The sequence below is a fragment of the Streptomyces montanisoli genome, from assembly GCF_017813245.1.
In the GTDB taxonomy this organism is placed as follows: Bacteria; Actinomycetota; Actinomycetes; order Streptomycetales; family Streptomycetaceae; genus Streptomyces; species Streptomyces montanisoli.
In genome coordinates this window covers 1-26,087 of sequence record NZ_JAGIQL010000097.1, presented here as the reverse complement: position 1 = coordinate 26,087, position 26,087 = coordinate 1, and the positions used below count along the sequence as shown (strand labels likewise).

Annotated in this window: 17 protein-coding genes and 1 pseudogene; 5 read left to right on the top strand and 13 right to left on the bottom strand. The window is 73.0% G+C overall.

Annotated features, from left to right (window positions below; genetic code table 11):
* Positions 1-6: 6 nt before the first annotated feature.
* The 7 genes from JFN87_RS21525 to JFN87_RS21495 all read right to left on the bottom strand — a co-directional run bounded on the left by JFN87_RS21525 (position 7) and on the right by JFN87_RS21495 (position 9,277).
* The gene (locus tag JFN87_RS21525; RefSeq protein ID WP_209342365.1) at positions 7-870 is read right to left on the bottom strand and encodes a hypothetical protein; all 864 of its coding nucleotides are present in this window, start codon (positions 868-870) and stop codon (positions 7-9) included.
* Positions 870-2,159 carry a VWA domain-containing protein gene (locus JFN87_RS21520; RefSeq protein WP_209342362.1) on the bottom strand — a complete coding sequence of 430 codons (1,290 nt, stop codon included), beginning with the start codon at positions 2,157-2,159 and terminating at the stop codon, positions 870-872. Before JFN87_RS21520 ends, JFN87_RS21525 begins: the two co-directional genes overlap by 1 nt.
* A gap of 259 nt (positions 2,160-2,418) precedes the next feature.
* Positions 2,419-3,570 (bottom strand): XdhC family protein, encoded by a 1,152-nt coding sequence (locus tag JFN87_RS21515; protein ID WP_209342360.1) that lies wholly within the window; start codon positions 3,568-3,570, stop codon positions 2,419-2,421.
* 61 nt (positions 3,571-3,631) lie between these two features.
* Complete coding sequence (locus tag JFN87_RS21510) at positions 3,632-5,089, bottom strand: NCS2 family permease (RefSeq protein ID WP_209342358.1); 1,458 nt, start codon at positions 5,087-5,089, stop codon at positions 3,632-3,634.
* A gap of 256 nt (positions 5,090-5,345) precedes the next feature.
* Positions 5,346-7,748 (bottom strand): xanthine dehydrogenase family protein molybdopterin-binding subunit, encoded by a 2,403-nt coding sequence (locus JFN87_RS21505; protein ID WP_209342353.1) that lies wholly within the window; start codon positions 7,746-7,748, stop codon positions 5,346-5,348.
* Entirely contained in the window at positions 7,748-8,386 is a 639-nt protein-coding gene (locus JFN87_RS21500; RefSeq protein ID WP_209342351.1) for a (2Fe-2S)-binding protein, read from the bottom strand. The genes JFN87_RS21505 and JFN87_RS21500 overlap by 1 nt, the downstream gene beginning before the upstream one ends.
* Positions 8,387-8,389: 3 nt before the next feature.
* Positions 8,390-9,277, bottom strand: coding sequence for an FAD binding domain-containing protein (locus tag JFN87_RS21495; protein WP_209342349.1), 888 nt, complete (start codon positions 9,275-9,277; stop codon positions 8,390-8,392).
* Positions 9,278-9,548: 271 nt separating this feature from the next.
* Between JFN87_RS21495 and JFN87_RS21490 the strand changes: the two genes are divergently transcribed.
* Both JFN87_RS21490 and JFN87_RS21485 read left to right on the top strand, forming a co-directional pair.
* Positions 9,549-11,408: a PucR family transcriptional regulator ligand-binding domain-containing protein gene (locus JFN87_RS21490; protein ID WP_209342347.1), complete on the top strand. Its 1,860-nt coding sequence runs from the start codon at positions 9,549-9,551 to the stop codon at positions 11,406-11,408.
* A gap of 126 nt (positions 11,409-11,534) precedes the next feature.
* Positions 11,535-12,329: a hypothetical protein gene (locus JFN87_RS21485; protein WP_209342345.1), complete on the top strand. Its 795-nt coding sequence runs from the start codon at positions 11,535-11,537 to the stop codon at positions 12,327-12,329.
* On the opposite strand, the gene JFN87_RS21480 is transcribed toward JFN87_RS21485, so the two are convergent.
* The 3 genes from JFN87_RS21480 to JFN87_RS21470 form a co-directional block, all read right to left on the bottom strand.
* Entirely contained in the window at positions 12,307-14,193 is a 1,887-nt protein-coding gene (locus JFN87_RS21480; protein ID WP_209342343.1) for an ABC transporter ATP-binding protein, read from the bottom strand. The genes JFN87_RS21485 and JFN87_RS21480 overlap by 23 nt on opposite strands.
* Positions 14,190-15,935, bottom strand: coding sequence for an ABC transporter transmembrane domain-containing protein (locus JFN87_RS21475; RefSeq protein ID WP_209342341.1), 1,746 nt, complete (start codon positions 15,933-15,935; stop codon positions 14,190-14,192). The genes JFN87_RS21480 and JFN87_RS21475 overlap by 4 nt, the downstream gene beginning before the upstream one ends.
* Before the next feature lie 79 nt (positions 15,936-16,014).
* Positions 16,015-16,731, bottom strand: a complete 717-nt coding sequence (locus JFN87_RS21470) for a GntR family transcriptional regulator (protein ID WP_209342339.1) — start codon at positions 16,729-16,731, stop codon at positions 16,015-16,017.
* Between the two features lie 147 nt (positions 16,732-16,878).
* Here JFN87_RS21470 and JFN87_RS21465 point away from each other — a divergent pair, with 147 nt between their 5' ends.
* Both JFN87_RS21465 and JFN87_RS21460 read left to right on the top strand, forming a co-directional pair.
* Positions 16,879-17,733, top strand: coding sequence for a (2Fe-2S)-binding protein (locus JFN87_RS21465; RefSeq protein WP_209342337.1), 855 nt, complete (start codon positions 16,879-16,881; stop codon positions 17,731-17,733).
* A gap of 243 nt (positions 17,734-17,976) precedes the next feature.
* Positions 17,977-19,074, top strand: a complete 1,098-nt coding sequence (locus JFN87_RS21460; RefSeq protein ID WP_209342335.1) for a DUF2637 domain-containing protein — start codon at positions 17,977-17,979, stop codon at positions 19,072-19,074.
* Positions 19,075-19,169: 95 nt separating this feature from the next.
* Here JFN87_RS21460 and JFN87_RS21455 read toward each other — a convergent pair whose 3' ends face one another.
* On the bottom strand, positions 19,170-21,416 hold the full coding sequence (locus JFN87_RS21455) for an RICIN domain-containing protein (RefSeq protein WP_209342333.1): 2,247 nt from the start codon (positions 21,414-21,416) through the stop codon (positions 19,170-19,172).
* 298 nt (positions 21,417-21,714) lie between these two features.
* Between JFN87_RS21455 and JFN87_RS21450 the strand changes: the two genes are divergently transcribed.
* Positions 21,715-23,064 carry a chitinase gene (locus tag JFN87_RS21450; RefSeq protein ID WP_209342331.1) on the top strand — a complete coding sequence of 450 codons (1,350 nt, stop codon included), beginning with the start codon at positions 21,715-21,717 and terminating at the stop codon, positions 23,062-23,064.
* 91 nt (positions 23,065-23,155) lie between these two features.
* Here the strand turns inward: JFN87_RS21450 and JFN87_RS21445 are convergent, their stop codons facing one another.
* Both JFN87_RS21445 and JFN87_RS21440 read right to left on the bottom strand, forming a co-directional pair.
* On the bottom strand, positions 23,156-24,898 hold the full coding sequence (locus JFN87_RS21445; protein WP_209342326.1) for a pyruvate dehydrogenase: 1,743 nt from the start codon (positions 24,896-24,898) through the stop codon (positions 23,156-23,158).
* Positions 24,899-25,016: 118 nt separating this feature from the next.
* A pseudogene (locus JFN87_RS21440) lies at positions 25,017-26,012 on the bottom strand (protein phosphatase 2C domain-containing protein); the annotation flags it as partial.
* Between the last annotated feature and the right edge of the window lie 75 nt (positions 26,013-26,087).

Below are 26,087 nucleotides of genomic sequence, written 5' to 3'. Positions count from 1 at the left end.
CTCGGGCTAGCGGGGCTCGCCCGGGTAGCCGGGCGGGGGCGCCGCGCGGCGGCGGGGCCTGGCGAGGTGGTAGCCGGCGACGCCGGCGAGCGCCGCGCCCACCGCTCCGCCGCCGGTCCACAGCCAGCGGTCGGTCCACCACCCCGACGACCAGCCGCCGTCCGACTCGTCGGACGCCGTCACGACATCCGATGACGTGGGCGAGGGCGAGGACGTCGTGCCGTCGCCGGAGTCCGGCGACGACGCCGCCGCGTTCGGCACGAGCGGCGCGCCGAGCTTCCCGCCGACCTCGAACGCCCCGCCCTTGCCGGGCGCCGACACCGACACGTCCGCCGTCATCGGCAGCCCGAGGTCGCTCCGGCCGGCGTGCGTCGCCGTCAGGCGGATGTAGTAGTCGCCCGGCAGCGGGTCGTTCGACCACGGCTCGGCCCAGGCCCGCACCGTGCGCAGCGTGCACCGCAGCTCCACGGTGTCCTCGCCCGGCGCGAGGACACGCGTCTGCATGCCGTACATGCATGGCTGGCGGCGCCGCAGACCGTCGTAGACGTCGACCTGCCAGGTCGTCGCCGCCTTGCGCACCGACGTGCCGGGAAATGTCACCTTGGCCGTCACCGTGGGCCGCTGCCCGGTATCCACCGGCACCCGCCAGTACAGGTAGTCGCCCGACGAGGCGTCAGCCGTGGCGTGCTGTCCCACCTGGAAGAGCTGCGCCGTGCGGAATGAGGTGCCGGCCTCCGTGGGCCCCTGCCCGCCCTCACCGTCCGTCGCGCTCGGCGACGGTGAGGAGTCGGCCGCGGCCGCCCCCGCCGTGCCCATCAGAACGGCCGCCGCCGCGAAGAGCAGCGCCGCGCCCGTGCGTATCGCCCGCATCAGTTCGACCTCCAGATCGCCACTCGCCACCGCGAGACCCAGCCCCACACGATCCCCGCGGCGAAGCCGACGACGATCAGCGTGCCGAGCAGCCACCAGCCGCGCCCGAGCCCGAACGCCGCGGCGTCCGAGGCGTCGTGGGGCGCGTCGACCAGGTTCACGGCCAGCTCCACCGGCAGGCCCGGCGTCGTCTTCGAGGAGGCGGGCGCCGAGTAGGAGTTGCTGACTTCGAGGCACACCGTCTCGGCGGGCGCGGTGTCGCCATCACTGTTGGTGCCGGTGTCGGGGTGCGGGTAGCGCAGCCCTGCCGAGATGACGTCCGTGCGCCCGCTGCCCTCCTGCTGGCCCCTGACGATCTCGCGGCCGTGTACGGTCACGGCCCGCAGCAGGACGCCGTAGTCCGGGTTGACGGGCCGGTCGTCGGCCACGCTCACGGAGGCGCGCAGCTCCTGGCCGGCCGGCACGTCGACGCGGTACCAGCGGTGCTGGGCGAACTCCTCGCGGTCGCTGTAGAGCCCGGGCTTCAGCTCGGGCGCTGTCGAGCAGTCGCCCGTGCCGTTGGTCGCGACGGGCGTGCTGGTCGCGGACGCGGCCCGGTGCACCAGCTGGCCGACGCGCCCGGACAGTTCGGCCCGGTGCTTGACGGACGTGTAGGTGCCGCCCGTCGCCTCGGCGATGCAGGACAGCTGCGCCTGCGTCTTCGCGTCGGGCACGAGGCCGAGGGTGTCGACGGTGAGGTGGACGCCCTTCGCGGCGATCTCGCGTGCCACGTCGCACGGGTCGGGCGGCGAGCAGGTGTCCTCGCCGTCGCTGATGAGGACGATGCGGCGGCTTCCGTCGCCGCCGGAGAGGTCCTTGGCGGCCGCGAGCAGCGCGGGGCCGATGGGCGTCCAGCCGGTCGGCTCGAGTGTGCCGACGGCGGTCTTCGCCTCTTCGCGGTCGAGCGGACCCACCGGGTAGAGCTGCTTGGTGTCCTTGCAGCCGATCTTGAGGCTCTTGCCCGGGTAGGTGGCGCCGAGCGTCCGTATGCCGAGGTCGACGCCGCTTGGCACGGTGTCGATCACCTGGTCGAACGCCTGCTTGGCGGCCGTCATGCGGGTCTGGCCGTCGATGTCGCGGGTGCTCATGGAGCCGCTGACGTCGAGCACCAGGTCGACCTTCGCGGTCGGTGTGTCCGCCGCGGTGCCCGGTCCGTCGTCCGCCGACGCGGCGCCGGGGGTCAGGAACCCGATGGTGAGGGCGGCCAGCAGCGCGCACGCGGCGCCCGCCGACCGTTTACTTATGATCATCGCCGGATGATAGTGAAACCGCCGACCGGTGACCAAACGGGAGTTGACTGCCCGTCAGGTTTCGGGCCGGTCTCATCGTGCCGCGAGGCGCTGTGTATTCTGCGCCGGACCTTGCCGTCGGGCAGGGAGCGCGGGACACTCACCGGGAGCGCTCCCACGACGGGGGGTGCCCACCTCCGTTCCGCGCCGTGCCCGTGGGGGGTCGCGGCGCGGAACGGCCTGGGTCGCAGCCGAACGCACCGACGGTGGATGCCGGCGGTCAGGCCGCGGACGCGGAACCCACGCGGCGTGGCCCGCCGCCCTCGTGGTGGATCGGGACGCGCGCGCCCGCGAGCGGCGCACCGCTGCCGCCGTGCCGTACGGCGACGATCTCGGCCGCGATCGACAGCGCGGTCTCCTCGGGCGTGCGGGCGCCGAGGTCGAGCCCGATCGGCGAGCGCAGCCTGGAGATCTCGGGTTCGGTGAGGCCGCGTGCGCGCAGCCGCCCGGCGCGGTCCTCGTGCGTGCGGCGCGAGCCCATGGCACCGACGTACGCCACGGGCAGCCGCAGCGCGACCTCGAGGAGCGGCACGTCGAACTTGGGGTCGTGGGTGAGGACGCACAGCACCGTCCTGGCGTCGGTGTGCGTGGACTCCAGGTACCGGTGCGGCCAGTCGACGACGATCTCGTCGGCCTCGGGGAAGCGTCCGCGGGTGGCGAAGACGGGCCGCGCGTCGCACACGGTGACGTGGTGGCCGAGGAACTTGCCCGCCCGCACCAGCGCCGCGGCGAAGTCGATGGCACCGAAGACGATCATACGGGGCGGTGGTGCGCTCGACTCCACGAAGAGGGTGACGGGCCGCCCGCACCGCGAGCCGTCCGCGCCGATCTCCACACTGCCGGTGCGCCCCGCCCCCAGCAGGGCGAGTGTCTCGGCGACCGCGGTGGTGTCCAGAGCGGGGTGGCCGCCGAGACCGCCCTCGTAAGTGCCGTCCTCCCGTACGAACAGGGCCTGCCCCAGCAGTTCTTCGGGGCCCTCGGTGATCCTGGCGACCGCCGCCGCCTCCCCCGCCGCGCGGGCGGCGAGGGCCGCGGCGAAGGCGGGCCTCGCCGGCGCGTCGCGGCGTACCGGTGTGACGAGGACGTCGATGACACCGCCGCAGGTCAGCCCCACGGCGAACGCGTCCTCGTCGCTGTAGCCGAACCGCTTGAGCACGGTGGTTCCGCTCTCCAGCGACTCGACGGCCAGCTCGTACACCGCGCCCTCCACGCAGCCCCCGGAGACCGATCCGATGGCCGTGCCCGCCCCGTCGACGGCGAGCGCGGCGCCCGGCATCCGGGGCGCGCTGCCGCCGACGGCCACGACGGTGGCCACGGCGAAGTCGCGTCCCTCCCGGACCCACAGGTCCAGTTCTCCTGCGATGTCCAGCACGGCGGTCTCCTCGGGCTGAGTGGCTACGGGCTGAGTGGTTACGGGGTGCGTGCGGCCCGCGTCAGGAGACGCCGAGCCACGATTCGATGGGGTGCAGTGCGTAGAAGACGACGAAGATCGCGGTGAGGCCCCACATGAAGGCGCCGATCTCGCGCGCCTTGCCCTGGGCGACCTTGATGGCCACGTACGAGATGGTGCCGGCGGCCACGCCCGCGGTGATCGAGTAGGTGAACGGCATCAGCACGATCGTCAGGAACGTGGGGATGGCCACGGCCCGGTCGTTCCAGTCGACGAAGCGCGCGTTCTGCATCATCATCGCGCCGATGACGACCAGGGCCGCCGCGGCGACCTCGCCCGGCACGATGCGGGTGATCGGGGTGAAGAACAGGCAGGCGGCGAAGAGCAGTCCGGTGATCACGGAGGAGAAGCCGGTGCGCGCCCCCTCGCCGACGCCCGTCGCGGACTCGACGAAGACGGTCTGTCCCGAACCGCCGACCACACCGCCGACCACACCGCCGGTGCCGTCGATGAACAGCGCCTTGGACAGGCCGGGCATGCGGCCCTTGGAGTCGACCAGGTTGGCCTCGTTGCCGACACCGATGATGGTGGCGATCGCGTCGAAGAAACCGGCCAGCACCAGGGTGAACACGATCATGCCGATGGTCAGCCCGCCGACCTGTCCCCAGCCGCCGAAGCGCAGGTCGCCGAAGAGCGAGAAGTCGGGCATCGACACGGCGCTGCCGTGCAGTTCCGGCGCGCCGCTCGCCCACTGCTTCGCCCCTGCGACGCCGGTGGCGCTGAGGACGACGGCCACCACGGTCCCGGCCACGATCCCTATCAGGATCGCTCCGGGGATCTTCCTGGCCTGCAGCATGAAGATCGCGAGCAGGGTGACGGCGAAGATGAGCACGGGCCAGCCCGAGAGCTGCCCCGCGGGTCCGAGCGAGAGCGGGTTGCCTCCGCTGCCGGGGTGCACGAAGCCGGCCTTCACCAGGCCGATCAGCGCGATGAACATGCCGATGCCCATGGTGATGGCGTGTTTCAGGGCGAGCGGGATGGCGTTCATCACCTTCTCGCGCAGCCCTGTCACGACGAGCAGCATGATGACGACGCCGTACATCACGCACATGCCGAACGCCTGCGGCCAGGTCGTCACGGGCACGACCTGTGTGGACACCACGCTGGAGACGGAGAGCCCGGCGGCCAGGGCCAGCGGCGCCTTGCCCACGAAGCCCATGAGCAGTGTGGTGAAGGCGGCGCCGGTCGCGGTGGCGGTGATGAGCGCCTTCTGGCCGAGCGTGTCGCCCGCGACGTCCTTGCCCGAGAGGATCAGCGGGTTGAGCAGGACGATGTAGGCCATCGCCATGAAGGTCGTGAGGCCGCCGCGGACTTCGCGCGCGACGGTGGAGTTCCTCTCGGAGATGTGGAAGTACCGGTCGAGCCAGGGCCTGCCGGCCGGTGGTCGCGAGCCTTCGCCCGCGTCCTCGGCCGGTGGTGTGGCGACTTGCGAGGGGGTCATGATGCCTGCTCCCAAGGTTCAAAGGGGCACCCGCGGAAAATCACGGCGGAAGACCGTGCGGTGTGTGCGGGATTTGGGATGGTGCTTGGCTGCACGACCCGGGGGACGGCCCGAGACGATGGTGGGTTGTGCGGGTGGTGCGTTGTGCGGGTGGTGCGTTGTGCGGGTCCTGCGTTGTGCTCCGGGCGGTGCGGGGAGGCCGTGGAAGGTGTGACGTTCCCAGCGCGTGCACCGCCCGGAGGGCCAGTGGCGCGCGTCAGGCGGCGGGGCCGGTGCCCGTGAGGTGTTCGGGCCTCACCGGCGCCCTGTTGAGCGCGAGACCCGTCGCCTGCCTGATCGCGGCGAGCACCGCGGGGGTGGACGACAGGGTCGGTGCCTCGCCGATGCCGCGCAGCCCGTACGGGGCGTGGTCGTCGGCGAGTTCGAGCACGTCGACGGGGATCGTCGGCGTGTCGAGGATGGTGGGGATGAGGTAGTCGGTGAACGACGGGTTGCGCACCCGGGCCGTCTTGGGGTCGACGATGATCTCCTCCATGACGGCGACGCCGAGGCCCTGCGTGGTGCCGCCCTGGATCTGGCCGATCACCGACAGCGGGTTGAGCGCCTTGCCGACGTCCTGGGCCACCGCGAGTTCCACCACCTTGACCAGGCCGAGCTCGGTGTCGACCTCGACCACGGCGCGGTGTGCGGCGAAGGAGTACTGCACGTGGCCGAAGCCCTGCCCGGTGCGCAGGTCGAACGGCTCTGTGGGCCGGTGGCGGAACTCCAGCTCCATGTCGACCGCCTCGTCCCCGAGGACGTCGACGAGGTCGGCGAGCACCTCGCCCCCGTCGGTGACGACCTTGCCGCCTTCGAGGAGCAGTTCGGCCGTGGCCCACGCGGGGTGGTACGAGCCGAACCTGCGGCGCCCCATCTCCAGCACGCGCTCGCGCACGTGCTCGCAGGTGTTCTTGACCGCGCCACCCGTCATGTACGTCTGGCGCGAGGCGGACGTGGAGCCCGCGGAGCCCACCCGGGTGTCGGCGGGGATGATGGTGACCTGGGAGACGCCCAGTTCGGTGCGGGCGATCTGGGCGTGCACGGTGATGCCGCCCTGGCCGACCTCGGCCATCGCGGTGTGCACGACTGCCACGGGTTCGCCCCCGATGACCTCGATGCGCACCCGCGCGGTGGAGTAGTCGTCGAAGCCCTCGGAGAAGCCGACGTTCTTGATGCCGACCGCGTACCCGACGCCACGCACGACGCCCTCGCCGTGCGTGGTGTTGGAAAGACCGCCGGGCAGGGCGCGCACGTCGGGCGCCTGGCCCGCGGTGGTCCACTGCTGCTCGGGCGGCATGGGCCGCGCCTTCACGCGGCGCAGCAGCTCGGCGACCGGCGCCGGCGAGTCGACGCTCTGCCCCGTCGGCATGATCGTGCCCTGGCTCATCGCGTTGCGCTGCCTGAACTCCACCGGGTCCATGTCCAGGGCCTTCGCGACCTTGTCCATCTGGGCCTCGTAGGCGAAGCACGCCTGGACCGCGCCGAAGCCGCGCATGGCGCCGCAGGGCGGGTTGTTGGTGTACAGGGCGAGCGCCTCGATGTCGACGTCGTCGACGACGTAGGGACCGACGGACAGCGAGGCGGCGTTGCCGACGACGGCGGGTGACGCGGAGGCGTAGGCGCCGCCGTCGAGGACGATGCGGCACCTCATGTGCGTCAGCTTGCCGTCGCGGGTGGCGCCGTGCTCGTACCACAGCCGTGCCGGGTGGCGGTGCACGTGCCCGAAGAACGACTCGAACCGGTTGTAGACGATCTTGACGGGTTTGCCGGTGCGCAGTGCGAGCAGGCAGCCGTGGATCTGCATCGACAGGTCCTCGCGGCCGCCGAACGCACCGCCGACGCCGGACAGCGTCATCCGCACCTTCTCCGGCGGCAGCCCCAGGACCGGGGCGATCTGCCGCAGGTCGGAGTGGAGCCACTGGGTGGCCACGTACAGGTCGACGCCGCCGTCCTCGGCGGGGACGGCGAGGCCCGACTCGGGGCCGAGGAACGCCTGGTCCTGCATGCCGAAGTAGTACTCGCCCGACACGATCACGTCGGCCCGCGCGGCGGCCGCGGCGGCGTCGCCGCGCACGATCGGCTGGCGGTGCAGGATGTTCGGGTGCGGCACGTGGCCGCTGTGGTGGTCGTCGCGGCCCTCGTGCAGCAGTGGCGCGCCGGGTGCGGTGGCGGACGCCTCGTCGGTGACGAGGGGGAGTTCGGCGTAGTCGACGCGGATCTTGGCGGCGGCGCGCCGCGCGGTCTCCGGGTGGTCGGCGGCGATCAGGGCGACGGGCTCGCCGTGGTGGCGTACGCGGCCGTGTGCGAGGACCGGGGTGTCCTGGACCTCCAGGCCGTAGTGGGTGACCCCGGTCGGCAGGTCGTCGTAGGTGAGCACGGCGTACACGCCGGGGGTGGCGAGCGCCTCGGAGGTGTCGATGGAGCGGATCTCCGCGTGCGCGACGGTGGAGCGCAGCGTGTGGCCCCAGAGCATGTCCTCGTGCCACATGTCGGAAGCGTACGCGAACTCGCCGGTGACCTTGAGCGTGCCGTCGGGCCTGAGCGTCGACTCGCCGATGCCGCCCTTGGTGCCCGCGCCCTGGCGGAGTTCGGTCGGGGTGACGCGTGGTTGCTGGGGCATCAGTTCCCCTCTCCCTGGCGGGCGGCCGCGAGGCGTACCGCGTCGAGGATCTTCTCGTAGCCGGTGCACCGGCAGAGGTTTCCGGACAGTGCCTCGCGGATGTCGGCGTCCGTGGGCGACGGGTTGTGCTCCAGCATCTCGTCCGCCGCGACGAGGAGGCCCGGGGTGCAGAAGCCGCACTGGACGGCGCCCGCGTCGATGAACGCCTGCTGGACGGGCGACAGGGGCATGCCCTCGCCGGTCAGCGAGTCGGACGGCAGTCCCGGGCGTGCCTGCCAGCGCTTGGCGGCGTCCAGGGGCGTGCCGTGGTGGCCGTTGCCGCCGCGGTCCGGCGCGACGCCGCCTTCCGGCCCGTCGTCCGGCGCGCCGGCGGCCGCGAGTTCGCGCTCGACGGCGTAGTCGGCGAGGCCCTCGACGGTGACGACGTCGCGTCCCTCGGCCTGGCCGGCCGCGACGAGACAGGAGCACACGGGCACGCCGTCGAGGCGGACCGTGCAGGAGCCGCACTCGCCCTGCTCGCAGGCGTTCTTCGAGCCGGGCAGGCCCATGCGCTCGCGCAGCACGTAGAGAAGGCTCTCGCCCTCCCACACGTCGTCCGCCTCCTGGCGCCGTCCGTTGACGGTGAAGTTCACACGCATGGGTTACGCAGCTCCTTCGAGATTGTGGGCGCCGCGGTACTGCTCCCAGGTCCAGCCGAGCTGCCTGCGGGCGAGTACACCGATCGCGTGGCGGCGGTATTTGGCGGTGCCGCGCACATCGTCGATGGGGTTGCACGCGCCGCTGGCGAGTTCCGCGAAGCGGGCGGCGACGGATGGCGGCAGCGGCGCGCCGCTGTCCCAGAGGCCGGCCTCTTCCAAAGCGGCGTTCAGGAACTCCTCGGCCGCCTGGGCGCGCACGGGCGTGGGCGCCGCCGAGCCGATGCCCGTCCTGACGGTGCGGCTCTCGGGGTGCAGTGCGAGGCCGAACGCGCACACGGCGATGACCATCGCGTTGCGCGTGCCGACCTTCGAGTACTGCTGGGGGCCCGTCGCCTTCTTGACGTGGACGGCCCTGATCAGCTCGTCGGGCTCCAGCGCGTTGCGCTTGACCCCGGTGTAGAAGGCGTCGATCGGGATGCGGCGGCTGCCCCGTACCGACTCGGCCTCCACCTCGGCGCCCGCGGCGAGCAGCGCGGGGTGCGCGTCCCCCGCCGGCGAGGCCGTGCCGAGGTTGCCGCCGACGCCGCCGCGGTTGCGGATCTGCGGCGACGCCACGGTGTGCGAGGCGAGCGCGAGGCCGGGGAGCTCGGCGCGGAGGCTGTCCATGACGCGGGAGTACGGCACCGAGGCGCCCAGGCGCACGGTCTCGTCGCCGACCTCCCACTCGGACAGCTCGCCGACGCGGTTGAGGTCCAGGAGGTGTTCGGGCCGGCGATGGTCGAAGTTGATCTCGACCATGACGTCCGTGCCGCCGGCGATGGGCACCGCTGCGGGGTGCGCGGCCTTGGCGGCGAGCGCTTCCTCCCAGCTGGCGGGGCGAAGGAAGTCCATGAGTGGGCTCTTTCTTCATCTTCGTGGTCGGTCGAACGGGATCCGGGGACGGCCGGCCCGGCGGGTGGTGCGCCGCCGGGGACACTCGACTGGTATTCATGTGCTGTTCACGCTGCGTGGCCCCAGTACACAAGCCGTGCTCCGTCCGGTGCAGTCACCGAAACCATGAAGCGGTTGGCCGGTCAGCCACCGGGTCTTGTAGATTCGAACGAATGCCGGGCGGCAGGGGCCCCGTCCGCCGCACGAGCGACGAGGAAACGGCGAGGACACGATGCGGCTGCGCGCACTGCTTGACACCGAGGGGCTCGGCCTCAGGCTGCTGGGCGGCGAGCACGAGCTCGACCGTCCGGTCCGGGGCGTGATGACGACGGACCTGCGCAACCCCGGCCGTTATCTGACGGGCGGCGAGCTGGTGCTGACGGGTCTGGTGTGGCGGCGCGACAGCGCGGACTCCGAGCCGTTCGTGCGGATCCTCGCGAACGCGGGGGTGGCGGGCCTGGCGGTCGGCGAGGCCGACCTCAGCGGGATCCCTGACGACCTGGTGGCGGCGTGCGCCCACCACCGGCTGCCGCTGTTCGCGGTGAACACCGCCGTGTCGTTCGCCGCCATCACCGAGCACGTGGTGCGGCAGGTCTCAGGCGAGCGCGCGGGCGACCTGGCGGCGGTCGTGGACCGGCACCGCAGGCTGATGACGTCGGGTCCCGCGGGCGGCGGCCCCGACGCGGTGCTCGACCTGCTGGGCTCCGACCTCGACCTGCGCGCCTGGGTGCTGTCCCCCACCGGACGGCGTATCGCCGGCTCGGACGCGCCGCTCGACCCGGACCGCGCGGCCCGCATCGCCGCCGCGCACCTCGCCGTGGCCCGCACCGGGCGCAGGGGCCCCTACCGGGTGGTACTCGGCGCCACGACGTACGCGCTGTTCCCCGTGCGCGACCCGGCCGGTGGGCCCGGCGCCGCGCCGCACAGGGCACTGGAGCCGCGGGAGGCCGCGCTGTCCGAGTGGCTGCTGTGCGTGCAGGCGGACGCGGGCGACTGGCCCGCCGAGCGGCTCGACCTGCTGCAGGGCGTCACCCAGCTGATCGCCGTGGAGCGCGACCGGCGGGACGCGGCGCGGGCGGTGCGGCGCAGGCTGGCCCAGGAGATCCTCGAACTGGTGCAGGCGACCGCGCCACCCGCGGAGATCGCCGCCCGGCTGCGTGTGGCGGCGCCGGTGCTGCTGCCCGGCGGTGGGGCGGCGCCGAGCTGGCAGATCGTGGTGGCGAGCCTCGAGTGGTCGGGCCCGCGGGCGGCGGCGGGCAGCGCCGCCACCGTCCAGTCCGTACTGGAGGAGGCGCTCGCCACGCCCGCGGCGCCGGCCGGCCGCGGGACGGACAGGATCGCGGTGGCCCACGTCGCGGACGAGGCGATCGCGCTCGTGCCGGTCGAGCGGGGCGAGGCGGACGATGCGGGGCGCGAGGGCGCCGGGGATGCCTCCGGCACGGCCCGCGGGGGCGGTGGCGCGGGCGACGAGCACACCGGAGCGACCGGTACTGCCAGTGCCGTCGGTGCTGCCGGTGCTGCCGGTGCCGCCAGTGCTGCCGGTGCTGCCGGTGCTGCCGGTGCGCGGGAGCCCGCAGGGCAGCCGGCGCGCGGCCCGGGCCTGTACGCGGACGAGATCGTCGCGGCGGTGCGCGAGCCACTCTCCGCGGGTCTCGGCGAGGACGGCAGGCTCGCGCTCGGCGTGTCCGCCGTCGTCGACTCGGCCGAAGGTCTGCGCGGGGCGCTCGAGGAGGCGCGGCACGCCCGTCGGGTCGCCGCCGCCCGTCAGGGCCGGGTCTGCGCGGCGGGCCACCACGAACTGGCCTCGCACGTCCTGCTGCTGCCGTTCGTGCCCGACGACGTGCGGCGCGCGTTCACGGCCCGGCTGCTCGACCCGCTGCGCGACTACGACCAGCGACACCGCGCCGAGCTCATCCCGACGCTCGACGCGTTCCTCGACTGCGACGGCTCGTGGACGCGCTGCGCCTCGCGGCTGCACCTGCACGTGAACACGTTGCGCTACCGCATCGGCAGGATCGAGCAGCTGACGGGGCGTGACCTGGCACGCCTCGAGGACAAGCTCGACTTCTACCTGGCGCTGCGGATGAGCTGACCGCGCGCGCCGTCCGCGCCCCGCCCATAGATTGTGAAAACTTTCACCTGACCTATTGGCCCCGCGTCCCATCCGTGCTGAGATGCATGTCACATCGGGGACGACGGCGTGCAAGGGGAGGGCCACGTGGCGTACATCGCGGTGTCTGGTTCCGGAACCACTGCCGGTGACGACGCGCTCCAGACCGCGGTGTGGCGGCTGCGATCCCGGGCCTGCTGGCTCGACGCGGCCGCCCTGCTCCTCCCCCGCGCCCGCGAGGCGGGCCCCGCGCTGCAGCGCGCCTCCCTGCTGGTGGAGCGCTGCCTCTACACGGGCGGCGGCTGGGCCGAGGCCGAGGACGCGCTGCGCACGGCCGAGGCGACCGCCCACGGCGACGAGGAGCGCGGCGCCGCCGCCTGCGAGCGCGGCCACCTCGCGTACGTGTCGACGCTGCTGCGGGCGCACGACCGCACCGACGAGGCGCACGCGGCGCTCGGGCGTGCCGCCGCGCTGCTCGAACCGCAGGCACCCGGCCGCGCGCTCCTCGACTTCCGCAGGGGGCTGATCGCGGAGAACCTCTCCGACTCCCCGCAGTCGGCGCGCGGCGCGTACGTGCGGGCGCACGCCGCGGCGACGGACCGCGGCGACACCCTGCTGCTCTCGTCCACCTGGCGCCATCTCGCCGGTCTCGCGCTGCGCAACGGCGAGATGGCCGAGGCGAAGCACGGCTTCGCGGAGTCGCTGCGCATCCGCGAGGAGCTCGGCTACCTGGTCGGGACCGCGCCGGCGCTCGTCTCGCTCGCCGAGGCGGTGGCCGAGCCCGAGGCGCGGCGGCTGCGGGCCGAGGCGGGCCGGCTCGTGCGGCTGCTCGGCGGTGTGCCGACGTGGCTCACCGGCCGGCTCGTCCCGCCGTTCCCGTTCAGTCCGCCGTCCCCGGTGTGACGCCGTCCGGCGCGTCCCCCGACCGTGCAGGCCCGTTGTTCCCGGACGGCGAGCGCCGCGGGGGCGGGGCCGCCGCGTGGGGCAACGCGGCCGTGGAGTCCGCCCCGTGCCAGGTGCGCCAGAGTGCGGCGTAGGGGCCGCCCGCGGCGACGAGCGCGTCGTGCGTGCCGAGTTCGGTGATGCGGCCGTCGTCGAGCACGGCGACCCGGTCGGCGTCGTGCGCCGTGTGCAGGCGGTGCGCGATCGCGACGACGGCGCGTCCCCGCAGCACGGCGGCGAGCGCGCGTTCGGTGTGCCGCGCGCTCAGCGGGTCGAGGAGCGCCGTGGCCTCGTCGAGGACGACGGTGTGCGGGTCGGCGAGCACGACGCGCGCGAGCGCGAGTTGCTGGGCCGCCGCGCCGTCCACCGCGAGCCCGCCGGCGCCGAGCCGGGTGCCGAGGCCGTCGGGCAGCTCCGCGACCCAGTCGGCGCCGACGGCGTCGAGCGCGGCGAGCAGTTCCGCGTCCGAGGCGTCCTCCTCCGCGAGCAGCAGGTTGTCGCGGACGCTGTCGGCGAAGACGTGGTGCTCCTGGCTGACGAGCACGACGTGGCGGCGCAGCCGCTCCGGGTCGAGGTCGGCGACGGGCACACCACCCACGGTCACCGTGCCCTCCCGTGGCCTGTCGGCGCCGACGAGCAGCCGTCCGAGCGTGGACTTGCCCGCGCCTGACGGGCCGACGAGCGCGAGCCGCTCGCCGGGGCGTACGGAAAGCCGGACGCCGTGCAGGACGTCAGGGCCGTCGCCGTACCCGTGGCGCACCCCGGACACCTCGATCCGGTCGCCGTCCGGTACCGGGCCGCCGGGCGGTGGTGCCGAGGGTGCGGCGGCGAGCCCCTCGACACGTGCGAACGACGCCCGGGCGCCCTGGAGGCTCTCGAGACGCTGCAGGATCGCGTCGAGCGGCGCGGACAGCTGCCGCAGGTACAGCGCGCAGGCGACGACCGCTCCCAGGGTCACCGAGCCGTGCCGCACCAGAGCGCCGCCGGCGAGCAGCACCGCCACCACGGGCAGGACGTACGACACGTCGACGGCGGGGAACAGGACGCTGCGCAGGAGCAGCGTGCGTTCGCGGGTGCGACGCCATTCGGCGGCCACGGCCTCGGTGGCCGCCGCCCGCCGCTCCCGCAGGCCGAGCGCCTCGACGGTACGGGCGCCGGCCGCCGTGGCCGCGATCGTCTCGGCGAGCGCCGAGTGCGTCTCCCCCTGGGCCAGGTAGGCGGCGGGGGCGCGCCGCAGGTACCAGCGTGCGGCGAGCGGGACGCCCAGCAGGCACACGAGCCCGAGAGCGCCGAGCGGCGGTGAGAGCAGCACCACGGCGACGACCACGAACGCCGCCTGGAGCGCGGCGATCAGCACGTCGGGGGCGATGTCACGCAGTACGCCCGATACGGCCGGCACGTCGCTCGTGCCCCGCGCGGCCAGATCCCCGGTGCCCGCGCGCTCGACGGCGGAGACCGGCAGGGCCAGTGCCCGCGTCACGAACCGCTCGCGGATGCGCGCCGAGGTGCGCTCGCCGAACCGGTGCCCCACGAGCCTGGCGTACCGCGTCAGCAGTGTCTGGGCGAGCGCGCAGCCGGCGATGGCCGCCGCGAGACGGTCGACGCCGGCCGTGCCGCCGCCCGCGACCACGGTGTCGACGACGCGGCCGAGCAGCCAGGGTGCGAGCAGCCCCGCGCCCGCGGCCGCGGTGTTGAGGACGAGCAGGCACGCGAAGGCGCGGGCGTCCGCCCGTACGAGCCGGACGGCGGCGGCCCTGACGGCCGCGGCGGACGCGACGGGCAGCCGCCCGCCCGTTGTGGTGGGCGGCTGCCCGTCCGAGGTCACGGGGCCTCCTCCGGGTCGCGTGCGACCAGCGCGCGGTAGCGCTCGTCGGCCAGCAGCTCGCGGTGCGTTCCGGTGGCGGCGACGCGCCCGTCGACGAGGTGGCACACCACGTCGGCCTGGTCGAGGACGAGGGGGGAAGTGGTGGTCACGACGGTGGTGCGGCCGGCCCGTGCGTCCCGCAGCCGGGCGGCGAGCAGCGCCTCGGTGTGCGCGTCGACGGCCGAGGTGGGTTCCACGGCGAGCAGCACCTCGGGGTCGGCGAGCAGGGCACGCGCGAGGCGCAGCCGCTGGCGCTGGCCGCCCGAGACGTTGCGTCCCATGTCGTCGAGCGGTGCGTCGAGGCCGCCGGGCAGGGACGCGGCGATGTCCTCGGCCGCGGCGGCGTGCAGGGCGCGTTCGAGGGCCGCGCGGGCGCGGGGCGCCCGCCCTTCGACGCTGCTTCTGAGGGTGCCGGAGAAGAGGTGCGCCTCGTTGTCGGCGACGACGATGCGCTCCCTGACGGCGGCGAGGGGTACGGCGTCCAGCCTGGTGCCTCCCCAGGTGGCGCCGGACGGGGTGAACCGCCCGAGCCGGTCGACGACGGCGGCACTGCCCGCTGAGGGGGCGCACACCAGCGCCGTCAGCAGCCCGGGGGCCACCTCGACGCCGGAGCCCGGGTCGTACAGCACGGCGGGCCCCGCGGGCGGGGCGGCCGGGGGCTCCGCCTCGTCTGCGTCGCCGTCGCCGTCGGCGGCGTCGGCGTCCTCGGGCGCGAGGCCGAGGAAGCGGACGACGCGGCGCGCGGCGACCAGGCCCTCGCTGACCTCGTGACCGCCCTCGATGAAGAACGACACCGGCACGACGAGTACCGCGACGTACCCGTAGACGGCGACCAGGTCGCCGACGCTGATCGCGCCCTGCGCCGCGGCCCTGGCGGCCAGCCACACCACCACGGCGAGGAAGAGCGCGGGCAGGCCCGCTCCGGCCGCGTCCACCCAGCTGGTGAGGGACGCCACGCGGTAGCCCTCCGCCTGGAGTGCGCGCGACTCGCGGCGGTGGCGCGCGGCGTAGGCCTCCTTGCCGCCGAGTCCCCCGAGCACGCGCAGTCCCGCCGCCAGGTCGGCCACCCGCGCGGCCACCAGGCCCTGCTGGTCGCGGTAGGCGGAGAGCGGCCCCTGGAGCCCGCGCAGCAGCGGGCCGAGGACGAGCGCGAGCACCGGAACGCCGAGCAGCACGACGAGGGCGAGCGGCGGCGAGACCGAGAGCAGCACGGCGGCGACCGCCAGGCAGCAGAGCACGGCGCCCACGCCGGGCCCGACGACGGACATGGACGTCGCGACCGCGGCGACGTCGCCGATGCCGATCGTGAGGACCTCGCCCGCGGTGACGTGGCGCGGCAGCGAGGCGCCGAGCCGCAGCGCCTGCCGGGTGACGGCCCGTACGGTGCGCAGCGCGGCGTCGTTGCGGATCCTGGTCATGGTGCGGTGGCGCATGATCGACAGCCAGGCGAGCAGCAGGCCCGTGGCGAGCACGGCACCCGCCCAGCCGAGCAGCGCCCGGCCGTCGCCCGCGCGCAGGCCGTCGTCGACGGCCCTGGACAGCAGGTAGGGCGGCAGCGCGAGGAGCACCATCCAGCTGCCGCCGAGGAGCGCGGCGAGCGCGGCGCGGCGGCGCTGGCTCACGACCAGCCACCACAGGAAGCGCGCGGGGCTACGGCAGGCGCCGGCCTCGGCGGCCTCGGGGGGCGTGGGTCTGACGGCCATTCGCAGGACGCTAGCAAGTGGGCGCGCCCGCGCCGCGCCGGGGGCGAGGCGCGCCCTCGTCAGGCGCGGCACACGTCCGTCAGGCGCGGCGGGTGCCGTTCGCGCCCGCGAAGTGGTCGCGCACGAGCGCGGCGACGGCGGGCAGGTCGTGCGCAGCGAGCGCGTCGAGCAGTGCGGTGTGCTCCGCCGCGTCGGCGAGCAGGTCGGCGCGGCGTGCGCCGGGCGCCGCGCCGGTCGGCCACTGGGAGCGCCGGTGCAGGTCGTCGGCGACGAGCACGAGCTGGCGGTTGCCGCTGAGGGAGAGCAGCGAGCGGTGGAACGCCCTGTCGAGCTCCTGGTAGGCGGCCGTGTCCCCCGCGGCCGCGGCGGCGGCCGCACGCTCGGCCTGCGGGCGCAGCCGCGCCCACCGCTCGGCGGGCTCGTCGCGGGCGAGGCGCAGCATGACGGGGACCTCGATCAGGGCCCGCACCTCGGCGAGGTCCGCGAGCTCGTCCGCGTCCCGTTCCGCTATCCGGTAGCCGCGGTTGGGCACGACGTCCACGCTGCCCTCCGCCGCGAGCCGCTGCATGGCCTCGCGCACGGGGGTCGCGGAGACGTGGAAACGCTCGCCGAGCGCGGGCGCGGAGTAGACCTGGCCGGGGACGAGTTCGCCCTCGGCCAGGGCGGTGCGCAGGGCGTCGAGCACCTGGCCGCGCACGGAGTGCCGGCGTATCTGGACGGGCACCTGCGGGTCCTGGGGGCGGCCCGCGGGCGGGGCCGGTTCCTGGCCGACGCCGGGATCGTCACCCTGCTCCACTCGACCTCACCCCCGCCGTGCCGTCGTGCCTCCGCCGCGCTGTCACTTTAGGGGGTGCCCCGAACGGGTGGTCGCCCGTACCGGCGCCACGAGGGTCGGGTAAGGTAAGGCTTACCTGCAAACGATCGCGATTCGGTGGTTGCCTGCATGCCCCTCTCACCTGCGCCGACCGGCGTCCTCGCCCCGTCGTCCGTCTTCGCCGACGTCTACCGCCGGCTGGCCGACGTGTTCCCCACCCTCCGCGTCGACGTGCGGGACGGCGGGGAGGCGCCACGTACCGGCGACGGCTGGCTGACCGCAGAGGAGCTGGTGCGCGGCGGCCCCGCGTTCGAGGCGTTCCTCGGCCGGGACGAGGAGCAGATCGCGCGTGACTGGGGGCGCGCGGCGCGTCCCGACGTCATCGCGAGCATGGCGCTGCACCGCTACGCGTGGCCGGCCTGCCTGCTGTTCACGCTGCCCTGGTTCCTCGCCCGCAGGGTCCCGAGTATCCCCGTCGGCGCGCTCTCCTTCCAGCGCGGGCTCGGCCGGATGTCCGTCGCCCTCGGCGAGTTCGCCTGCCTCCCCGACGACCCGGCCGCCGCCTCGCCGGGCGCCCGCGTCGTCCCGGACGAGGACGCGCTGCGCGCCGAGGTGCGCGCGGCGGTGGCGGAGCACCTCGCTCCCGTGCTCGGCACGTTCGGGCCGCGGATGCGGCGGCGCGGGCGCGCCCTGTGGGGCATGGCGACGGACGAGATCGTCGAGGGCCTGTGGTACGTCGGCCACCTGCTGGGCGAGGAGGAGCGCGCCGTCGCCGAGCTGAGGCGGCTGCTGCCCGAGCCGGTCGCGCCGTACGCCGGGTCCGCCGCGTTCCGGGAGCTCACGGTGCGGGACGGGCAAAGTGTGCCGACCCGTGACCGAGTGACGTGCTGCCTGTTCTACACTCTGCGTCCTGACAGCACATGTGCGACCTGTCCACGTACGTGTGACAGCGAGCGCGCGCGCAAGCTGAGCGACGCCAACTGACGGGACCTGCCCCTGCGGCACCCTGGGGATTGACGGTGCGTCACCCGGCGTCCCTCACCACCCCGAAGAGTGATATTAATCGAACATGACAGCCGGTCACCGAACGGCAGTGCTCACCGAACACGCCTTTATGCGTATTGTGACGCCTCGTTGGCGTGCAGTTGTCCCGAAAGCACCTGAGGGACACCACACTTGCGCCACTATGGCGCCCGTCTCTTCCTCCTGCGATGCAAGGACCACCGCATGCGACTGACCGACATATCGCTGAACTGGCTGCTACCCGGCGGCGTGCTGCTCGTCGGGGTCCTGGTGGCGGTGGCCCTCATGACGCGCAAGCGCACCGGCAAGGCCACGACGGAGGACTCCTGGGAGCGCAGTGAGGAGCGCCGCAGGCGTAAGGAGACGGTGTACGGCATCGCCTCGTACGCGCTGCTCTTCTGCTGTGCCGCGGTGGCGGCGGCGCTGTCGTTCCACGGGCTGGTGGGCTTCGGTCAGGAGAACCTGAACCTGTCGGGCGGCTGGGAGTACCTGGTGCCCTTCGGTCTCGACGGCGCGGCGATGTTCTGCTCCGTCCTCGCCGTGCGCGAGGCCAGCCACGGGGACGCGGCCCTCGGCTCGCGCCTGCTGGTGTGGCTGTTCGCCGGGGCGGCCGCCTGGTTCAACTGGGTGCACGCGCCGCGCGGCATGGGCCACGCGGGTGCGCCGCAGTTCTTCTCCGGGATGTCGCTCTCCGCGGCGATCCTCTTCGACCGCGCGCTGAAGCAGACGCGCCGCGCGGCGCTGCGCGAGCAGGGCCTCGTACCGCGCCCGCTGCCGCAGATCCGCATCGTGCGGTGGCTGCGCGCGCCCCGGGAGACCTTCGGCGCCTGGTCGCTGATGCTCCTCGAGGGCGTCCGCACGCTGGACGAGGCGGTCGAGGAGGTCCGCGAGGACAAGCGGCAGAAGGAGCAGACGAAGTACCACAGGCGCGAGCAGGGCAAGTTGGACCGGGCGCAGATCAAGGCGCTCAACCGGCAGCACCGTTCGTGGCCGAGGGGCGGTGGCGGCGGCCGCCAGGTCCCGGCACTCGGCGGGTCGGGCGGGACGCAGCAGAACGCCGTCGCGTCGACCGCGGAGCCCGCGTTGGCCACGCTGCACGAGCAGGAACCGGCACCGCAGGCGCGACCCCCGCTCGAGCCCGTCAAGAACGCGGCCGAGGCCCAGCCCCAGGTCCAGGGCCAGGCCGCCCAGGCGGTTGCCCCGAGGACGGTGGACCTCACGGCGGAGGACGACACCCAGGCGCTGCCGCGCCTGGACTCGCTGGAGCGCAAACTGGCCGATCTGGAACAACAGTTCGGCTGACGGCAAGAGACGGCGATGGGCCGGTGCGACGCTGGAGGGCGTCGCACCGGCCCATCGCCGTTTCCGCGTGAGCGCATCCGGAACCGGATCGGCCGTCACGGTCCTGAGGTGAGGTACTGCGTCATGGTGCCGTTGGTGACCTGGCCACCGGAATCGTTGATGATGTGCCGGATCGTTCCGTCGCCGCCGAGTGACACGGTGACCATGTCGTGGAAGGACGAACCGCTGTCCGGGACTTCGATGGCATGGTCGGCCACCACCGAGGGGTTGGTGCTCATGAAGCAGTAGACGCCGAGCCCCCATGCCTGGTGGGAGGTCACCGAGTCGGCCACCTTGTAGGAGGCGTAGCCGTTGATGCCGTTGCCGGGTGTCCAACTGGCGTTGCCTGGCACGTCGTAGGGCATCTCGGACTGGTAGAAGTACGTCCTTCCGCCATTGCCGTTCCACACCACCTGGTACTTCTGGTAGTGCTCGACGGCCAGCCCGTACATCGTGACGTCGTCGCCGTTGACGACCAGGCCGTTGGCGGCGGTGTTGGTGTTCCAGCCGACGGTGCCGCCGTTGCCGTGGTCGGCGCGCCAGATCCACAGGTCGCTGCCGATGGTGTCGTCACTGTTGATCACCAGCGACCGGGTGGCCTTGCCGGCCACGTCGCCGCCGACCCGGAAGAACACGTCCTGGAGGGTCGTCGGGTCGGCGGAGTGGTCGGCGGACGAGCCGGACGGCCCGATGCGCACCAGCGTGTCGCTGTTGGTGGTGCCCGCGCTGACGATGAGTCCCGCGATGTCGATGCCGCCCACGTCGGCGGTGGTGATCGCGGTGACGCCGTTGTCGGGCATCAGCGTGGCGAGGCCGAGGCCGAGGACCACGGTGTCGGGCCGGGTGATGTCGAGCGGGGCGTCCAGGTGGTAGACGCCCGGGGTGACCAGGAGGTTCTTGCCCGCGGCGAGCGCCGCGTTGATGGTGGTGGCGGTGTCACCTGCCTTGACCACGTAGAACTTGGTGATCGGGATCGAGGTGCCCTGGGTGCTGCCGCCGGTCCAGTCCGGGCCGGTGGCATTGGTCCGCAGGGAGGGGACCATGACGTTGTACAGGCCGGTGGAGTCCGTGTAGAGGTAGGGCTTCTCCTTCACCGTGGGCGACCGGTCGACGGTGGTGTAGGTCGGGAAGGACTGCCCGGGGGCGCCGTTGTCGCCGACGAAGACCATGTTCCAGTTGGATCCCTTCCAGCTGCCCATGGACGTCTCCTGGGTCAGGAACTGCTGCTGGGTACCGGAGTTGATCTGGCCGGAGACCCGCGAGTCGCCGATGAAGCCGCCCGAGGACCAGTTGCTCGTGCTGTTCCCCGAGGAGACGTCGTCAAGCACCATGTTGCCGTGCACGTCGACCCTGCGGAAGGGGTCGGCCTGCGAGACGGCGTACTCCAGCCGGCCGGAGCTGGGAGTGTCGGACAGGTTCTCCACGTCGCGCCAGAAGTTCTGGGTGGCGTTGCCGCCCGACCATCCGGCGTTGACGTGGATGCCGGGGCCGGTCAGCGAGACGTCGTCCGGGTTGGCGCCGAGGCCCGCCACCTGGGTGTAGAAGCCCACCGGCACGTCCACGTCGTAGCTGCCCGGCTTGAACAGCAGTGCGTAGCGGTCGCTGCCGAACTGGTTGGACTCCTGGGAGTCGTAGACGGAGTCGATCGTCGACTGGATCGATGAGGAGGACATCGACGGGTCGAAGATCTTGACGTTGGGCCCGAGATCGGGGTTGTCCGGGTTGCTCGGCGGTGTGGTGCCGCCGCCTCCGGCCGGGTTCAGCGAGAACGACTGCGCCGAGGTGCCGTTGCAGGTGTACTGCTGGAGTTGCACGGCGTCCGCCGTGGAGGCGCCGGGCACGTCGAGGCATTTGCCGCTGTTGTGGTTGACGAAGTGGTACGCGCCGCCGCTCTCCTGGACCGGCCGCCACTCCTGGCTGCTCCAGCCGCCGTCGGACCACAGATGGATCTTCGCGCCGTCGGCGGTGGAGGGGCCGTCCACATCGATGGCCGGCTGGGCGCCGTTCTGGTTGACGATGGTGTAGAAACCGGAGTCGGCCGCAGGGTGCAGCTGCCATTCCTGGGCGGTGGTGCCGTTACAGGTGTACTGCTGGACGGCGGTGCCGTTCGCGGTGGCGGCGGACGCGGCGTCGACACACTTGCCGCTGTTGGCGGCCACCAGCGTGTACCAGGTGGAGGGCGACACGGCCGCGTGTGCGCCGGGGGCGCCCACCGTCGAGAGCGCCGCCGCCAGCAGCGCCACGACCGTGCCGGGCCCGACCGCGCGACGCGCGCTCCGGCCCGGTCTCGGGAAACGTCTCATGGGGGGTCTTCCCTTCGAAGGGAACATGACTGCGCAGCAGCCGATTTCAAGAACTGGCCGGTCCGAACGTCCGGCCTCTCGGCGATGCGTGACTTCTTGAAGGAAGCAGAGCAGTCGAGGCCATGTCAAGACCTCTGCCACAGGCCGCACACCTGCCGGATGGAGCCCGATCGGGTACGACCATTCCTTCGTTAGGAAACTTTCCTTACCCGCATCTTGACGTCATGTCATGAACGGAATCAGACTCCGGCTGTTCGGCTGAGACACCCCCACACTGTCGCCCCCTTCGGAGTCGTTCATGAGAATCAGAGACGGTATCGCCGCGATCGCGGCCCTCGGCACGGCCGCCGGCGGCATCCTCCTCGGCGGTGCCACAGGCGCCGAGGCCGCAGGCCAGACCCTCCCCGCCCACTTCGCCGCCCCCTACCTGCAGATCGACGGCAACACCGCCAACGACATGGCCGCCGACAGGAACGCCACCGGCCTCAACCACTACACCCTGGCGTTCCTCATTCCGCGCTCCGGCTGCACCCCCTACTGGGAGGCGAGCGGCGACGGGATCGGCGCCTACACCTCCCAGATCAACGCCCTCAAGGCGGCGGGCGGCGACGTGATCATCTCCTCCGGCGGTGCCGAGGGCGGCGAACTCGCCGAGACGTGCACCTCCGTCTCCTCGCTGACCGCCGCCTACGCCAACATCGTCGACACCTACGGGGTCACCCGCCTCGACTTCGACATCGAGGGCGGCACACTGGACGACACCGCGGCCAACCAGCGCCGCAACCAGGCCCTGGCCGCCCTCCAGCAGCAGGACCCCTCCGTCCAGGTGTCCTACACCCTCGCCGTCAACCCCGACGGGCTGCCCGGCAAGCAGTACGACCTGCTGACCGACGCCAAGAACAAGGGCGTCGACGTGAGCGCCGTCAACATCATGACCATGGACTTCGGCGACGGTCAGAACGCACTCGACGATGCCCTGTCCGCCACCCGCGGCACCGCGAGTCAGCTCGCCGGCCTGTACTCCGTCTCCACCTCGGCCGCCTACGGCCGCATCGGTGTCACACCGATCGCCGGCCAGAACGACGACAACGAGTACTTCTCGCAGTCCGACGCCCAGACCCTGGAGACCTTCGCCGCCGGCAACGGTGTGCAGTACCTGTCCTTCTGGGAGGTCGACCAGTACGACAAGCCCACCGGATATGCCTACTCCCGCATCTTCAACAAGCTCTCCGGCGGTGGCGGCACCACCCCGCCCCCGTCAGGAGCCACCGGCCGCATCACCGGCTACGGCGGCAAGTGCGTGGACGTGGCCGGCGCGAACGCGTCGAACGGATCGGCAGTGCAGCTCTACGACTGCAACGGGACCGGCGCGCAGTCGTGGACGGTCGCTTCCGACGGCACACTCCAGGCACTGGGCAAGTGCATGGACGTGACGGCGGCAGGCACCGCCAACGGCGCACAGGTGCAGCTCTACGACTGCAACGGCTCCGGCGCGCAGGTCTGGCGGCACCAGGCCAACGGCGAGCTGGTCAATCCGGCATCGGGCAAGTGCCTGGACGCCACGGGGCCCAGCTCGGCCAACGGCACCCGGCTGCAGATCTGGACCTGCTACGGCAGCGCGAACCAGCAGTGGAACCTGCCGAGTTGAACGTGCTGAGTTGAACCCGAAGGGGCCGGCCGGTGTGTCACGGCCGGCCCCCGCGGCGCGGCCGGCCCGGGGACGGCCCGCGCACGCACGCTCAGGGGCGCGGGACGTTGCGCAGGTTCGCGCGTGCCATCTGCACCATCCGGCCCACCCCGCCGTCGAGCACGATCTTGCTCGCGGAGAGCGCGAACCCGGTCACCATCTCGGCGCTGATCTTCGGCGGCATGGACAGGGCGTTGGGGTCGGTGACGACGTCGACGAGCGCCGGCCCCTTGTGCCTGAACGCGTCCTTGAGCGCCTTGGGCAGGTCCTTGGGCTTCTCGACGCGCACACCGTAGGCGCCGGCCGCCGTGGCGATCGCCGCGAAGTCCGGGTTGCGGTTGGTCGTGCCGTACGACGGGAGGCCCGACACCAGCATCTCCAACTCGACCATTCCGAGCGCCGAGTTGTCGAAAAGCACGACCTTCACCGGCAGGTCGTGCTGGACGAGTGTGAGGAAGTCCCCCATCAGCATGGAGAACCCACCGTCGCCCGACATCGACACGATCTGCCGGCGCCTGTCGATGAACTGGGCGCCGATGGCCTGCGGCAGCGCGTTGGCCATCGAACCGTGGCTGAACGAACCGATGACCCTGCGGCGGCCGTTGGGAGTGAGGTAGCGCGCCGCCCATACATTGCACATGCCGGTGTCGACCGTGAAGACGGCGTCGTCGTCCGCCACCTCGTCCAGCACGGACGCCACGTACTCGGGGTGGATCGGCAGGTGCCTGTCCACCTTGCGGGTGTACGCCTTGACGACGCCTTCCAGCGCGTCGGCGTGCCGCTTGAGCATCCTGTCGAGGAAGCGCCGGCTCTTCTTCTCCGCGACCTTCGGGGTCAGCGCCGTCAGCGTCTCGCGCACGTCGCCCCAGACCGCGAGGTCGAGCTTGGAGCGCCGGCCGAGGTGCTCGGGGCGGATGTCCACCTGGGCGATCTTCACGTCGGTGGGCAGGAAGGCGTTGTACGGGAAGTCGGTGCCGAGCAGGATCAGCAGGTCGCATTCGTGGGTGGCCTCGTACGCGGCCCCGTACCCGAGGAGCCCGCTCATTCCCACGTCATAGGGGTTGTCGTACTGGATCCACTCCTTGCCCCTGAGGGCGTGCCCCACGGGCGACTTGACCTTCTCGGCGAACTCCATCACCTCGGCGTGGGCGCCGGCCGTGCCGCTGCCGCAGAAGAGGGTGACCCGGTCGGCCCCGTCCACCAGGCGGGCGAGCTTGTCGATCTCCGCCTCCCCCGGGCGCACGGAGGGGCGCCCGGTGACGAGGGCGTGCTCAGGCGCGCGGTCCGGCGCGGGCGCCGCGGCGATGTCGCCGGGGAGCGTCACCACGCTGACGCCCTGCCGTCCGACCGCGTGCTGGATCGCGGTCTGCAGGACCCTGGGCATCTGGCGAGGGTTGGAGATCATCTCGTTGTAGTGGCTGCACTCCTCGAAGAGGGCCGAGGGGTGCGTCTCCTGGAAGTAGCTCGTGCCGATCTCGGCCGACGGGATGTGCGAGGCGAGCGCGAGCACGGGCGCCATCGAACGGTGCGCGTCGTACAGGCCGTTGATGAGGTGGAGGTTGCCGGGCCCGCAGGAGCCGGCGCACGCCGCGAGCCTGCCGGTGATCTGCGCCTCGGCGCCCGCGGCGAAGGCGGCGGCCTCCTCGTGGCGCACGTGGACCCAGTCGATCCCGGCGGTGCGCCGGATGGCGTCGACGACGGGGTTCAGACTGTCGCCCACCACCCCGTACATGCGCTCGACGCCCGCCTTGACGAGGATCTCCACGAACTGCTCGGCGACGTTCTGCTTGGCCATGCCTGCGCGCCTTTCCCTGCGGCGTGTACCTGCTCTGTCCGGTGGACGTGGGACGTGGTGCCCGTTGGTGCTCGTGGTGCCCGTGATGGGGATTCCATCAAACACACGCACGAGGACGTTACGCCTCCCAGACGGCGGCAGCCGTGCGGTCGTCGGCGTATCCCTTGACGCGCAGCTGCACGTCGGCGAGGAACTCCACCAGGGCAGGGGCCTCCGGAGACGACCAGCGCGCCGAGAGCGCCCCGGCGAGTCCCGGCTCGCCACGCAGCGGCTCCGCGAGTCCGTCGCTGCACAGCAGCAGCATGTCGCCCGGGTTCGCCCGCGCCGCGTGGAAGCGGAACGGCTGCGCCGGGAGTGCCAGGGGTCCTTCGACGAAGGGCGGGCGGGGCTGCGGGATGCCGAGGTCGATGGTGAGGCGTCCCTCGTCGGGTGCCTCCCAGCGGCCGTCGTCCGGCCCGGGTCCTTCGCCGGGCGCTCCGGGCGCGGCCATGTCGGCTGCGGTCGGCAGGCCCGGCTCCAGGTCCTCCCACTCGTGGTCGCGCAGGCGGAACAGGCCACCCGTGCCGACGCCGAAGAACACCCGCAGCCTGGCCCTCGGGTCGGCGGGCAGCAGCAGGCAGCGCATGGCGGCGCAGTACGCGCCCTCGTCGAGGCCGAGCTCGGCGGCGCGGGAGCGCAGCTTGCCGTACGTGCGGTCGGTGAGCCTGTGCAGCCCCGACGCGAGGGCGTCCGTGCGGCCGTCCTTCATGTCCTCGGCGAGGCGCGGGTGGCTGCGGCCCACGGCCTCGCCGATCCAGCGGCACGCGTCGGCGGCGGCGCGGTGCGCGCCCTCGGCCGCGCGGGCGCCCGTCGCGACGACCACGAGCACGAGGGCGTCGGCGCCCGCGCCGAACCGCGCGGTGACGAGCGCGTCACGCCGCGGCTCGCCGCGGTAGCGCGCCGAGTCCCCGCGCACCGAGGCGGCCCGCAGCGTGCAGGTCCCGTACCGCGCCCCGTCCAGCACGCTGTCCGGCACGAGCTGCCCGATCTCGTGGGGCGAGGCGAGCGGCAGGGCGGTGGGCTCGGGATCGTACGTCGGCAGCCTGAACCCGACGAACCCGACACACGGCCACGGGGGGCCGCCTACGACCGGTTTGTCCCCGGGCGAGATTGGAAGAGCACACGTTTATACTTCAGTTACTCATGTATT

What these genes read in the sequence shown, in the direction of transcription:
- JFN87_RS21525 (WP_209342365.1), bottom strand. Translation starts at nt 870, where the DNA reads ATGCGGGCGATACGCACGGGCGCGGCGCTGCTCTTCGCGGCGGCGGCC.
- JFN87_RS21520 (WP_209342362.1), bottom strand. Translation starts at nt 2,159, where the DNA reads ATGATCATAAGTAAACGGTCGGCGGGCGCCGCGTGCGCGCTGCTGGCC.
- JFN87_RS21510 (WP_209342358.1), bottom strand. Translation starts at nt 5,089, where the DNA reads ATGACCCCCTCGCAAGTCGCCACACCACCGGCCGAGGACGCGGGCGAA.
- JFN87_RS21505 (WP_209342353.1), bottom strand. Translation starts at nt 7,748, where the DNA reads ATGCCCCAGCAACCACGCGTCACCCCGACCGAACTCCGCCAGGGCGCG.
- JFN87_RS21500 (WP_209342351.1), bottom strand. Translation starts at nt 8,386, where the DNA reads ATGCGTGTGAACTTCACCGTCAACGGACGGCGCCAGGAGGCGGACGAC.
- JFN87_RS21495 (WP_209342349.1), bottom strand. Translation starts at nt 9,277, where the DNA reads ATGGACTTCCTTCGCCCCGCCAGCTGGGAGGAAGCGCTCGCCGCCAAG.
- JFN87_RS21490 (WP_209342347.1), top strand. Translation starts at nt 9,549, where the DNA reads ATGCGGCTGCGCGCACTGCTTGACACCGAGGGGCTCGGCCTCAGGCTG.
- JFN87_RS21475 (WP_209342341.1), bottom strand. Translation starts at nt 15,935, where the DNA reads ATGGCCGTCAGACCCACGCCCCCCGAGGCCGCCGAGGCCGGCGCCTGC.
- JFN87_RS21465 (WP_209342337.1), top strand. Translation starts at nt 16,879, where the DNA reads ATGCCCCTCTCACCTGCGCCGACCGGCGTCCTCGCCCCGTCGTCCGTC.
- JFN87_RS21460 (WP_209342335.1), top strand. Translation starts at nt 17,977, where the DNA reads ATGCGACTGACCGACATATCGCTGAACTGGCTGCTACCCGGCGGCGTG.
- JFN87_RS21455 (WP_209342333.1), bottom strand. Translation starts at nt 21,416, where the DNA reads ATGAGACGTTTCCCGAGACCGGGCCGGAGCGCGCGTCGCGCGGTCGGG.
- JFN87_RS21450 (WP_209342331.1), top strand. Translation starts at nt 21,715, where the DNA reads ATGAGAATCAGAGACGGTATCGCCGCGATCGCGGCCCTCGGCACGGCC.
- JFN87_RS21445 (WP_209342326.1), bottom strand. Translation starts at nt 24,898, where the DNA reads ATGGCCAAGCAGAACGTCGCCGAGCAGTTCGTGGAGATCCTCGTCAAG.